Genomic DNA, 12,754 nt, shown 5'->3' on the forward strand with positions numbered 1-12,754 from the left:
AATTTTAAAGTTCTTCGGACTCTGAATTGGACTCAGGAGCTTTGATCACATCAGATCTGGACAACCATTTGTTCGTAATATTCGCCCTGCGTTCGGCCGGGAATAAGGTGAGAAGGTAAGTGGTGATCGTTTGTCTACCGTCTTGTTCTGCGTCCTTATCCATTTGGATGAATACATCTATAATATCTTTGTCCGGCCAATTGGTCAACATCTGCACGGCATTATCCGGAGGCATATTTGCAACCTTCTCCGCCATGACCTTAACCAATTTACCTCTGCTATTCCTTTCGGACTCTGAAGACTTGAGCTCGTTTTCCTTGGAAGTAAGACCTCGCTTGAGTTCCTCGATTTTCTCGAGTTCTGCCTCCAGACGCTCTTTTTCTTTTTTTAATTCTTCTTCTTTTTGTGAGATCTCATCCCTATCTTTAGCGAGTCGTTCCATCTCTTTGCGGAATTCCAACTTTTCCAATTCGGAAGGGGATTCTGAGTCCGCATTCACTAAGCCGGGTTCGGTCCTTAAGAAAGGAAAAATTTCAGCAGCATCTATGATCTGAAAATAATGAAACGCGAAAAATCCGATCAACACAAGGAAGAAGATCAGAAGTACTAGATATACGGCTCTTGCTTTGTCGGTTAAACTTGCCACTTTTTATACCCGGATGTCCAGCCTGGAGCCTGAAATTCTTTTTTCCAATTCTCCTGCCTTATTTTCCAAATGTGAAATTTTGTCTTGGAGGTTTGCCATACTCCCGATTAAAGGATCGGAAGATTCTACAGTTTTACGCACTTCTAAAAAGGGAAGGTCACTTTTTATAACGCTCGTAAAGCTTTCTGAGCTCAGAAAGTCCCGCATCTTCTGTACCGGTGCGCTCGACGCCTCCCGTATCATAGGTAAATACTTTCGGATCCCGTTTAGATCTATCATCCCCATAAATTTCCTCCCTAGTTTTCCTATAAAGATCTGCTAAAAATTGCTCTTCTGCTTGGATTCTTTCCGCCTTTCTATAGGAATGCATGTATTCCTTAAAACGGCTTTCCTTTAGAAGTTCCAGCACCTTCTTCTCTTTTCTTGCCTCTGAGACTTCCGCCCTTTTTTTTCCAACCGGTTCATCGAAAGAACGGATCTCGGTCTCTAACTCAGTGTTTCGAGTTAGAAGCTGTCTCATATAAGTTTGCAAATACGAATATTCTCTTAAGTCCGTATTTCCGGAAAGCTCCGTAGAAGATAGGGAATGTATCCTTGCTTCATTGGAATCTATTTCAGATTGTCGTTGGTTTACTTCCGCAACCAATTCCGAAAGTTCTTTGAGCTTTTGGTCTTCTCTGATCTTCTTTAAACGAAGTACTGGCTCGAGTCTGAATTGGAATCTTTTCATAGATTAGAATTCCTCTTCTTCTCTTTCTTCTTTTAAGATATCTCTTAAACCGCTGATTGTTTGAGGGAAAAGACTTCTTTCCATAAGTCTCTGTTTTAGATAAGAATCTATTTTATCTTTTTTACGAATGGCAAGATCTACTTTTGGATCGGATCCTCTTACATATGCATTCAACAAGATCAATTCTTCCACAGAATAATATGTGGAGATGAGTTCTCGGATCATCCCTGCTCTCATGAATTGATCTTCTTCCACAATGGATTGCATTACCCTGGAAAGAGAAGCCGGAATATCGATAGCGGGGTAATGATTTCTTTCCGCAAGTTTACGGGAAAGGATAATGTGACCGTCTATATAACCGCGGACTGCGTCGGCGATAGGGTCTTCCATTTCGTCTGTGTCCGTTAGGATCGTATAAAATCCGGTGATACTTCCTCCTGATTTGGAAGTTCCCGAACGTTCTACAAGTTTTGCTAATTTAGTAAAAACGGATGAACTAAATCCTCTGGTGATTGGAGGCTCATGGTTGGAAACGGAGATTTCTCTGTTAGCGTGAGCGAACCTGGTCAAGGAATCCATCATTAAGTTTACATGAAGTCCTTGCTCTCTAAAATATTCCGCGACGGAAGTGGCGAGTAGGGCGCAGTTGACCTGTTCCATTTTAGGAGCGTCGGAAGTAGCTGCAAATACGACCGATTTTGCGAGACCTTCTTTTCCTAGGTCTCTTTCCAAAAATTCGTTCACCTCTCTGCCTCGTTCTCCTACGAGTGCGATCACGTTCACATCTGCGTTCGTGAATCTTGCGATCATACCGAGCAAGCTGGATTTTCCCACACCGGATCCGGAGAAGATCCCTAATCTTTGTCCTCTACCTACGGTTAAAATCCCATCGATCGCTCTTACGCCTGTAAGAAGAATGTCCCGGATCACAGGCCGATCCAAAGGATTGATACTTTCTCCCTCTGGAGATTTTTCTTCCGATGTGATAATGAGTCCTTTTTTATCGATTGGACGTCCAACACCGTTCAACACTCGGCCGAGTAGTTCTCTACCTACAGGGACATTTAAACTTCTTCCCGAAGAAAACACGAATGCGTCAGGATATACACCTTCTACTGGACCCAAAGGCATTAGTGTATATACATGATTTTCGAAGCCAACAATCTCACATTGCAGGTAACCTTCCGTTCCTGCTTTTTGGACTTCCATGATCTCTCCGATCTTGGAATCTGGAGGTCCTTCCGAATAAATTACATTGCCGGAAACACGAACAACCCTTCCGGACTTACGGATGGTTTCTGTGCGGTCCAAGATCAGGAAATACTTGGAGATGACGTCTACCTTTTCGTGAAACTTCTTCTCTATCATGATCTTAGGCTCGAAAGAGTGAGGATACTGTCCTCGGGATTTTACCCGGAGTCAAGTGATAATGAGAATATAACCGAATTATGTCACTTATCGGACTAAGGCAGAATCTGTCGAAGTGCCTACAAAGAAAACCCCCCTGACCCGACCGCCTATGGTTTCGGCGGCCGGGTAGGAGACTAAGTTTGGACGTGAATGGTGGATTAGATCGGCTCCGCATTTCGAATTGCTTCTTCGATTTCTTTGAGCTGGGTGGAGATCCTTGCATCGATAGCACCAACATCCGTTTCGATAATGACCCCGCCTCTGTCGACGCGAGAGTCTTCGTAGATATTGACCTTGCGAAGTGACTCCATGAGTTTGATAAGTTCGTCTTTGTGAGCTGTGGTTATCTCCAAGTCCGCAAAGTTGACTCGGATATCCACACGGTCCCTGTCCTTGATACGTTTCAGGGCTTCTCTAATATTATTGAGTACGATTTCTTTACGTTCAATGATCTCGTCTTTGATGATCTTACGAGCGATGATCAGGATCATCTCCACCATCTGTTTTTCGGATGCTTGGATGAGTTCCGCACGGATATCGATCGCTTTACCTACGATGGTCCCAAGACGGTCGATTAGGCGTCGGACTTCTCCTTGTCCTTTTCTGAAACCGACCTCTCTTCCTGCTTCGAATCCTTTTAAGTAAGCCTCGTGTTCGATCTCTGCCGTTTTCATCTCGGCTTCTTTGATCATTCTTTCGGCTTCCATCTTGGCTCTTTCCAAGATCTGTTCCGCTTTGGCTTTTCCTGAATCCTCTTCGAGTTTGATCTTCTCTTTGGAATCCTGGATCATTTGGAAGGCTTTTTTACGACCTTCTTCCTCGATCTCCTCCGATTTGCGGCGGGAGTCCTCGAGCATTGTTTTGATATTTTCTTCCGTTTCTTCTTTGTAACGGTTTAGCTCTGCCTCGATCTCTTCGATAGAAGGACCTTGGTATTGCTCTATAATATTTCCTTCTTGGTCGACTTCGAACTCTTCGGCGTCTTCGTCCCTATGGAATTTTTTATATTTGTCCGGAATTTGCAGCTCTACCTGATCCTGCATGTCCGCGATTTGGATAGGTTTGAAGACTAGTTTTGCCATATTAGTTCTTTCTCCGGAACTTGATTCTTCCTGATTCTACGGATTCCTTAAAAATTTCAAGTAGTCCGTTCTGAGCGGTTTCAATCTCTGCGAGAGAAACCGGTCCCATCGAATCTTCTTCCAAACGGATGGAGGAGGCAAGAGATGGATCCAGCCTTTCCAGTAAGACCTGTTTCGTTTCCGGTTCAGTGCCCTTAAAAGCGGTCGCGGTCACGATCGGATGGAGATCGGCCATAAACTTGTTTAAGGCTTCTCGACTAAGATCCATCAGGTCTTCCATTCGGAAGAAATGCTTATTTATATTTTCGGCAAACGACTGGCTCTTTTCGCGTATCCTGGAGAATAATTTCTGGGAATCTTGCGGGTCCAATTTGCCCAAAAGTTCCGCGGCTCTCTTCCCGCCCTTGTCCCTGGTAGGAACTCCAGATTGAGGGGATTTTAGAACTTCTTTCTTGAAGCGCAAAAACCTCTCCAAAGAGTCCATAAGCCCTGCAGAAGAAAGGTCCAAATTCCGGATGGAAAGTAAGATCTCCTCTTGGGTCTCTTCAGGGAATTCCTCCAATACTCTGGCGGAAGTATCCGGATCCGCATAGCAGAATACGAGCCCTATCCTGTCTGGGGATTCTCCCGCTACGATCTTGGAAAGTTCTTCCTTGGTATAAGATTTGAGTTCCTCGGACCATTCTGGCTCGGTAACCAAATCTTCTTTTAAGATGGTTTCGAGTTCTTGGATTAAAGCCAAGGTGTCTCGATCGATTCCTTCTTTTGGGACGCTTGAGAGTCCTTCTAAAAAGGAACCTAAAAGTTCTCTTTCTTGTTTTGCTTCTATCTTGCCGGACTTGTGAAAACTTTCTAAAAGTTTCGATGTGTCCTGAGGCCCAAGCTTACGAAACACTTCCGGGGGAAGATGCTCCCCCAGGATTCGGAGGAGCTGTCCCGCCCGGTTTCTTTTTCCGGACAGGATACTCATTAGGTTGCTTCCTCTTCAGATAGCCAGGTGCGTAGAAGTTGTGCCACTTCTTCCGGTTTTTCCCTGGCCAGGTTGATTGCGTTTTCGAGAAGTTCTCTTCTGAGTTTTTCGTCCAGAGAGAGTTCGACTTCTGCACTTCCGTCGTCCATGACTCGAAGTGCTGCTTCTCTCATCATCTGCTGCATTGCTGCGAGTTCTTCTTCGCGTAGTCTGCGGCGTCTTGCGATCTCTTTTTTGATCGCTCTGTAGATGAGGATAGTGAGTATTAAGAATAATACGATGACCAAGGATGCAATGACCATTTGGCGGATCGCTTTCTGTTTTCTTAATTCTTCGTCTTCTGCAGCGAATTGAGCGGTGCGGTCTTTAGCGATGCTGATTACGGAGATTTGGTCTCCTCTTGCTTTGTCTATACCTACTGCTGCTTCTAAGTTTTTGCGAATGGTCCGGATATCGTCATCCGAAACTGGGATATAAGTTCTGTCGTATCCTGTTCCGTCTGCGTTCTCTTTTTTGGTCCATTGACCGTCAACTACCACGGAAAGGTTTACTTTTTCGATCTTCCAAGGTTGTTTTTGGACTTCGCTTACTCTTCTGTTGAATTCGAAGTTATTAATATTCTCAGTTTTTTTATAATCTGCTTTTTGATAGTCGGTGTCTTTATAACCGGGAGGAAGATTAGGCTCTGTTCCTGCAGGGCCGTCCGGAGTAAAGCCTCTACCGGTAAATTGTTCGCTGGTTTCTTTGGAAGAAACTTTCAAACTATAACCGTCTACGATCTTCAATTCAGAGTAAGGAGTATTCGGATCATCCGGTCTTTCGATTACTGGGGAAACTTGGTTGTCTTTATAGGACTCCTTGTCCCAATTCAACATGTATTCGAAACGAGTGATGTCCACTCTGTCTTCTCCGCCTAAGAACCAACGAAGAGTGTTTCGTACGTCGATGAGTCTTTGGATCCTTTGTTCTTCTTGGATCCTTAATTTTTCTTGGACAACTCTAAGCTCTAATCTTTCTTTTTCTAAGTCTTCTTCGAAGTCGGAGATGATCTTGCCGTCTGCATCCGCGACTACTACGTTTTCCGGTTTGAGTTTAGGCACCGCCCTGGAAACCAAGTTTACGATACCTTTCACTTCTTTTTTGGAAATCCCTTCGACTCCAGGGATAAAATGCAAAATGACCGAGGCTTTTACTGGAGAAGCATTCGAGTTGAACAGTTCATCTTCCGGTATTGCGATGTTTACGAATGCCTTGTCTACAGGTCTTAGGGTCATCAAAGATTGTTCGATGGCTCCTTTTAAGGCCCTGTATTTTTTGATATCCTTGTCGAACTGGGTTTCCGTGAATTTTTCCACGTTGAATAGTTCCCAGCCTTGGACACCTGCAGGAATCAGGTTCTCTTGGGCAAGTTTAGTAATAATTTCTTGCCTTTGTTCGGGATCCACGCTTACGATGCTCGTGTCTCCGGTGCTATACGAATAACCCATAGAGTCCAATTTTTTAGTAACCTCTGCGAAATCCTTCGCAGTTAGGTTTTGGAAGAGAATAACCTTATTCTTTTGAGACGAAACGGTTGTCAGAAGCCCTAAGGCAACGACCACAGTGATCGCCACTCCACCTAAAATCAGTTTCTTTGTAGTATCTAAAGAGTTGAAGAACTCCTTGATATTGTTCAGAATCTTTTGCAATTGCTCGGGCATTTTCCTTCACCACCGGACAAGATAGGGGACATAATAGATTTTCGGAAACAAAGTACAATCCCTTTTTAAAAAAACTTTAGAATTTTTTTATTTTCTCCGGATTTTTTATATTAACTCTTTTGGAAAGAGTCTCGAGACGAAAAATAAAATCTGTTGTACGTAAATGCTATATTAATGTTTAGTATGAATTTGATCGCTTCCGATTTTCACGCATGAAATTGTCTAGGAAATAATACATTTTTAACATGAAACTCTCCCAAGAACATTCAAATTTTATAACTCTAGAGGAGGCGATCCGGTTAGAACAATATTTTAAGACCTTAATATCGCCGGAGAAGGTCTCTAAGATCCAAGAAGTCGCTTCTTTTCGCACAAAGTACTTAACAATTGTAATGGAAGATATATTCCAACCTTATAATGCTAGCGCTCCTGTACGAACTTCAGAATGTTTAGGACTAACGGAGATCCATGTTGTGGAGAATCGAAACCCTTATAGACCTAACGAAGGCATTTCTCTTGGCGCACAAAAATGGATACAGATACACAAATACCAAAAACCTAATATCGATAATACTAGACATTGTATAAGCGGATTAAAGGAGAAGGGATATCGTGTAGTAGCAACTTCTCCTCATACATTAGCAAATTCTTACGAACTGAATACTTTGCCCTTGGATAAACCGTGCGCCATCCTATTCGGATCGGAAGAAAAAGGATTATCTTCTTATTCAATGGAAGAAGCGGACGTATTCCTAAAACTTCCTATGTACGGGTTTACGGAAAGTTACAATATTTCGGTAACAGTGGCAATCGTGCTTTCTCACCTTGCATTTAGGCTTAGAAAGGAAGTTCCAAATTGGGGATTAACAGAAGAGGAGAAGTTGTATATCCGAAATTCTTATTATAAAAAATGCCTTCATAATGGAAATCTTGTGGAATCCGACCTATTACAAAGGATCAGATCGGAACCTACAAGGGTCCAATAATTCGATTTTTCAATTAAAAAGTAGGGTAGGATGGAGCAATTCAACGGTGTTTCTAAGTTTGTTAAAAAGTTTTCTCTGATATTTGCGGGGATTTTTGCATTTCTATTTATAATTCGGCTTATCTACAGCTATGCAGTTGGTCCAGAAACAAATATTGTAAATCAAGAACAAGGTTCTTCCATCAATTTTGACTATGGACGCAAAAACTATGCGTCCGAAAAGTTTTATGCTCCCCAGGACAAAACCACAATCAGTTCATCTTCTCAAAAATATGAAAAGGTAGCGGCTGTTTCTTCAAAAACTTCCGAGTTTGAGGAGAGCGAAAAGAAGACCCGCAAGATGGTAGAGGACGTAAAAGGTGTCATCCAATACGAACAAAGATCAGGACTTCCCGGCAAGAGAACTTTGCAATTAGGGATCGGAGTAAATCCGGATAAATTCGATTCCATGGTAGAATCTATTCAGACGATTGGTGTCATTGATTCTATTTCGGTGAATAAAACCGACAAAACAAACGAATATAAAAATATCACTGCAACCAGAATCTCTTTGGAAAAATCTAAAGCAGGTCTTTTGGGTCTAAAAGGAAAAAACGGCAAAATAGAAGAACTTATCTCTCTAGAAAAAGAAATTTTAGAGATAGAAGGTAAGATCCAAGACTTAGGGGTGAAGTTAGGCGAATTCGATCAGGAGAATGAATTTTGCACGATCAAATTTACCTTAAAGGAAACTGGCGCGGTATCCGGTGGATTCGTTACTTTTTTGAAGAAATGTAAAATATCGCTGGAGTGGACTATCAAATACGGACTATTATTCTCTTTCCTCTATGCATTCGCTGCTGTCGGAGGTTGGATCACTTGGTTTTTTGGAGTAAAAACTTTAGGTTATTTAAGATCTAAAGGAATTCTTTAATTCAGATTCGACTTTGAAAAGAAAAACTGAAGGAGTTTCCTCATTTGATTTGTAGGAACTCCGGCACCTAGATATTCTCCGTCCACCCAGATTTCGAAATGCAAATGTATGTTCTCATCATTTCCTTTCGCTTCTCCCATGAGACCCGAGTTACCTACGTTACCTATCTCTTCGCCTGATTTCACTTTCGCACCGGGTTTGATCCCTCTTTTGATAGAAGAGAGATGATTAAATGATGTCATTACTCCGTTCCCATGATCGATCCAAACCTGTCTGCCGCCGAAGTCCTTTTCCACATAAGTTACCCCGTTCTTCTGGGCTAACGAGGAATATTTTTGGAATTCCGAGAGTGTCATAGGAGAATAATCTAGATCTGCCCGGATAATCGTGCCGTCTGCCGGCGAAACCAAAACATCTTCGAAGGTCAAGCGTCTAGGCGGACCGATCTTCTCACGTTTATAATAAATATCTAATCCTTTGTGGATTCCGTTCCTATATTCTCTGGGAGCTCCCGGAAGTTGATAATCTTTTTCGGGAAGAAGTCCGTCCGGAACCGGATATTGGTAGCCGGTAAATCTGCTGGACACCGAATTTAGGACCGTTCCGTTTAAAAGGATCTTAAATTCACCGATCACTATATTCTTTTCTTCTTTTTTAGGAAAATATAATCTAAGAATAGAGGCATCGATCGGAATAATATCGTGATGGTTAACTAGATCGACTTTATTCGTCTTGAAAATTGTCTTCCAGTTTTCTTGATGAAGAACTTGAAGTTCGTATTCTTCCGCCGCTCTTTTGCCCCTGAACATAGGGACCAAAACTTCGATCGAATTGATCAGTCTCTTGGAGCCGAAATCCACGATGATCCATTCCGGTTTATTTTCCCCGGAGGAATACCAGTAGGATTTCGGATTGGAATCGAATAGATTAAATGCACCGTATTCTTCATCGAAGGAAGAAGATACGGAATAGGAAAAGGGAGCCACTGTTACTTTTCCAAAATCCAAAAAATCCACTTCGGAACCTAAGGATCCGTAAGACTTGGGAGCTGCAGATAGGCCGAAAGAAAAAGCCGTAAATAAAAGAAAGATTTTTCGGATCATATTAAGATAGGAAAGGCGCTCCCGGTTTTGGGCCCTTGCCGTGCTTTAGGAGAGAGTTTGCCTCATCTAGTTTCCAGGAATCGAAATATATTTTATCTTCTTGGCTTAGGTCTGGTCGAAGCGAGATCGCATTTCCGTTTTGGTCCGCGTATAAACCTCTTCTTCCGAAAAATCTACCTGCAGATTCTTGGGGTTGCACTAACTTCTTCTTTTCTCCTCTCATTTGAAATGCTAATCTTGCATTTTCTACGTAGGATTTCAGCTCGGAAGGGTCGACAGAAATTGTATGATCCGGACCGGGTAGTGTTTTATCTAGGGTAAAATGTTTTTCTAAAACGCTTGCTCCAAGCGATACTGCTAACGCTCCAGCGATACTTCCCGCAGTATGATCGGAAAAACCTATGGGACCATTAAATATATTTTTATAATATTCGATAGTTAGCAAATTTGCCTTTTCAGGCGGAGTAGGATAAAGGGAAACGCAGTGGAATAATACTAGATCTTTTACTCTTTCTGAGCCCAAGTATTCTAATGCACGAATGACTTCAAAACCTTCCGCAGCGCCACTAGATAGAAACAAAGGGAGTCCTGTACTAGCACATTTTTGCAGAAGTTGCTTATTTACTATATCTCCGCTAGCGATTTTAAGAGCCTTAACTCCTAAGTTTACTAAAAGATCCACACTTCCCGTATCTAAAGGAGTTGAGAAAAAGAAAAGACCTTCTTCTTTTGCCGTTTTTTGGAATTCAATATGTAATTTTTCGGAAAGTTCGTAGGTTTGAAAAATATCCACTAGGACTTTCGCTTTAGGATTTTTAACATCTAAAAAGTTTTCAGTCTTATAGGTTTGGAATTTTACCGCATTTGCTCCCGCTTTTTTCGCGGCTTGGATGGTCTTCTTTCCTAATTCCAGATCTGCATTATGATTCAAACCGATCTCGGCGATTATAAATGGGGAAGAATCCGGACCAATCTCCCATTTTTCTTCCAAAGGAAAACTTTTCGAAAAAGACATTCTTTCTCCTGAAATGAAAGGGTAATACCCTTAAGACTAGGATCGGAATACCTGGCCGGAAAGGGAAGGATTTCTCTCGGAATTCAGATCAAGTTGGAAGGCAAGAAAATAAAAAGAAATAAGTGTGTAGGAGCTCCTACAAAATTGTTGGAGATAATTGTTTGAAAAATACCTAATTTCGTGAGATGGCTTGCGAACGGTACCACCGGACCGGCCCCCACCCAGGAAGGGTGGGGAGACCATTTTACTTCTCTGGCAAGATCCGATTCGTGTTCAAAAGCTCATAACTTAGATTTAGAAATGCCTTTGCTTTCCGTTCGTAGGCGTCACAGGTTTCCTTGATGGAGACACACTTGGACATACTCTCGCTCCATGGCATAGGATAAACTTCTCTGAGTTCACCCTCGGTGGATCTGTAAAGAGCGTATTCGTTCTCTATCCAACCGATCACGCTGGAAAATGCAAAATAAGAACCGCCTGCTTCGGATTGTTTGGAGTTGGAGAGCAGGTCCTTCCCGAAAGAAGAAAATTTTACCTTCTTTCCTACGAGACCTAAGATAGTAGGGATCACATCCAGCTGAGAGGAAATTTGAGGGTCCAATCCTGATTTTACGTATTTCGGGGAATAGATCAAAAAAGGAATATTACGATCTTCGAATGGATTTAGATCCCTATGATGTGTATGATCCGCCACAAATATAAAGATGGTATTTTGAAAGTAGGGAGACTTTTTCGCCTTCTCCATAAATTTGCCAATGGATTCGTCCGAATAGGAGTAGGTATTAAAATAGTCGGAATCCTTCATTGTTTCCGGATAAGGATGTTTTGAAGTTTCCGGTACTTGGTAAGGATAATGTGTGGTCAAGGTTAAGCTAACCGCTGCAAAAGGAGGTTTTGCATTTGAGAGGGTTGCATGTAATTCCTCTAATACATCTCCATCGTAAAATCCCCAGGCGCCCGATCTATATTTTCCTGTTTTTTCGATTTCCTCTTTTCCAATGATAGTGTCGAAACCCCAATGAGGAAAAAGAAAACTCATATTATCGAATCCTACATCTCCGCCATGAACGAAATATGTGGAGTATCCCAATGTTTTTAATAAGGAACCTAAACCGCCGAAATTTCCTAAAACTTGATGAGTCCTTACTACCGTTATACCTGGGCGATCCGGAATTCCAGTGAGTACTGACATGAGTCCGTTTACGGTTCTGCCACCTGTCGCGAAAAATTTAGGAAAGTATCTGCCTTCCTTTATTAGAGAATTAAAATTCGGAGCGAGTTCTTTTCCTCCTACGATACCATCCCCATTCGGTTTTAGGAATTTTCCAGTCCAGCTTTCCAAAAGAATGATCACTATATTCGGAGGAGTTTCTTTTCTTGTTTCGGAAGTCTCTCTTAAGAGAGGATATTCGGGATCGATAAACTTTGCTCCAGGATAGTCTATCTCATTTCTCACTATCCTGATCGATTCTTCTTTAGACATTTGTAATTCAGGAAGAATGGACTTTGATTTTAAGTCCATGATCGTAGTGAACACTCCGTTCAATGGAAGTTGGTTTAAGAAGGGATTTTCCGAGTGGATTGCTTCTGTGGATCTCAATGGCCTTGGTTGGATCCCTCCTCTAAACAGAAGTAAAAGCAAAATTATGGATATAGGTATCTGCGCCAATTCTTTGGTTTTATTCTCGGAAGAATATTGATACCCATTATATTTTATAAAAAGATAAATTAATGCGGGAAGTCCTGTGAATATTCCTATCAATCCCAGGATCACTTTTAAAGTGTCATTCTTGATAGCTGCTTCTATCAATATTAATAGGTCTTTCCCTAAGAATACGAAACCTTCATAGCCTAAATGTTTGTCAGCTTCTCCGAAATAGATCGTGTCTCCGATCAAATGTCCGATCATCCAAAGGAATAATGGGATCGGTAATATTCCCCAAATGTATCTGTAGGACTTCCAACGATTCGGATAATGAAAGGAAGATAGGATCCAAGATAAGGCGATTACTATGGAGATCACACATAGGTCGAAACGTATTCCGATCAAAAAAGAATTGATCACTTCGATAATCGGAGAATTTCCTAGTTTGGAAAAATAGATAAAGAGTAATACGAATCTAAAAATAGTTAGGAGGATCAAAAAACAAAATGAGTAGAATAGGATTATCCTGAGGTTTGCAGGCAGCTTTTTTAACAT

General features: G+C 41.8%; 11 protein-coding genes. 2 read left to right on the plus strand and 9 right to left on the minus strand.

The genetic code is table 11. From position 1 onward, the window contains the following. Positions 1–4: 4 nt before the first annotated feature. From LEP1GSC185_RS17490 to fliF, 6 genes are all read right to left on the minus strand, one after another. Positions 5–646, minus strand: coding sequence for a periplasmic-type flagellar collar protein FlbB (locus LEP1GSC185_RS17490; RefSeq protein ID WP_008592384.1), 642 nt, complete (start codon positions 644–646; stop codon positions 5–7). A 157-nt stretch (positions 647–803) separates the two neighbouring features. After that, positions 804–1,376: a flagellar export protein FliJ gene (fliJ, locus tag LEP1GSC185_RS17495; RefSeq protein ID WP_008592420.1), complete on the minus strand. Its 573-nt coding sequence runs from the start codon at positions 1,374–1,376 to the stop codon at positions 804–806. Positions 1,377–1,379: 3 nt separating this feature from the next. After that, on the minus strand, positions 1,380–2,744 hold the full coding sequence (locus LEP1GSC185_RS17500; protein ID WP_008592072.1) for a FliI/YscN family ATPase: 1,365 nt from the start codon (positions 2,742–2,744) through the stop codon (positions 1,380–1,382). 200 nt (positions 2,745–2,944) lie between these two features. Then, positions 2,945–3,868 (minus strand): flagellar assembly protein FliH, encoded by a 924-nt coding sequence (gene fliH / locus LEP1GSC185_RS17505; RefSeq protein WP_008592071.1) that lies wholly within the window; start codon positions 3,866–3,868, stop codon positions 2,945–2,947. A gap of 1 nt (position 3,869) precedes the next feature. Further along, positions 3,870–4,838, minus strand: coding sequence for a FliG C-terminal domain-containing protein (locus tag LEP1GSC185_RS17510; RefSeq protein ID WP_008592983.1), 969 nt, complete (start codon positions 4,836–4,838; stop codon positions 3,870–3,872). Further along, positions 4,838–6,538: a flagellar basal-body MS-ring/collar protein FliF gene (gene fliF / locus LEP1GSC185_RS17515; protein WP_008597258.1), complete on the minus strand. Its 1,701-nt coding sequence runs from the start codon at positions 6,536–6,538 to the stop codon at positions 4,838–4,840. The genes LEP1GSC185_RS17510 and fliF overlap by 1 nt, the downstream gene beginning before the upstream one ends. Before the next feature lie 245 nt (positions 6,539–6,783). Between fliF and LEP1GSC185_RS17520 the strand changes: the two genes are divergently transcribed. Continuing rightward, the gene (locus tag LEP1GSC185_RS17520) at positions 6,784–7,524 is read left to right on the plus strand and encodes a TrmH family RNA methyltransferase (RefSeq protein WP_008592568.1); all 741 of its coding nucleotides are present in this window, start codon (positions 6,784–6,786) and stop codon (positions 7,522–7,524) included. A gap of 30 nt (positions 7,525–7,554) precedes the next feature. Further along, positions 7,555–8,436, plus strand: a complete 882-nt coding sequence (locus LEP1GSC185_RS17525; RefSeq protein ID WP_008592771.1) for a DUF4349 domain-containing protein — start codon at positions 7,555–7,557, stop codon at positions 8,434–8,436. Here LEP1GSC185_RS17525 and LEP1GSC185_RS17530 read toward each other — a convergent pair. The 3 genes from LEP1GSC185_RS17530 to LEP1GSC185_RS17540 form a co-directional block, all read right to left on the minus strand. Next, positions 8,433–9,539, minus strand: coding sequence for a M23 family metallopeptidase (locus LEP1GSC185_RS17530; RefSeq protein ID WP_008592922.1), 1,107 nt, complete (start codon positions 9,537–9,539; stop codon positions 8,433–8,435). The two genes, LEP1GSC185_RS17525 and LEP1GSC185_RS17530, sit on opposite strands and share 4 nt — an antisense overlap. Position 9,540: 1 nt before the next feature. Further along, positions 9,541–10,554, minus strand: a complete 1,014-nt coding sequence (locus LEP1GSC185_RS17535; RefSeq protein ID WP_008592183.1) for an N-acetylneuraminate synthase family protein — start codon at positions 10,552–10,554, stop codon at positions 9,541–9,543. A gap of 244 nt (positions 10,555–10,798) precedes the next feature. Continuing rightward, complete coding sequence (locus tag LEP1GSC185_RS17540) at positions 10,799–12,754, minus strand: LTA synthase family protein (RefSeq protein WP_008592946.1); 1,956 nt, start codon at positions 12,752–12,754, stop codon at positions 10,799–10,801.

This window comes from Leptospira licerasiae serovar Varillal str. VAR 010 (genome assembly GCF_000244755.1).
Lineage (GTDB): Bacteria > Spirochaetota > Leptospiria > Leptospirales > Leptospiraceae > Leptospira_B > Leptospira_B licerasiae.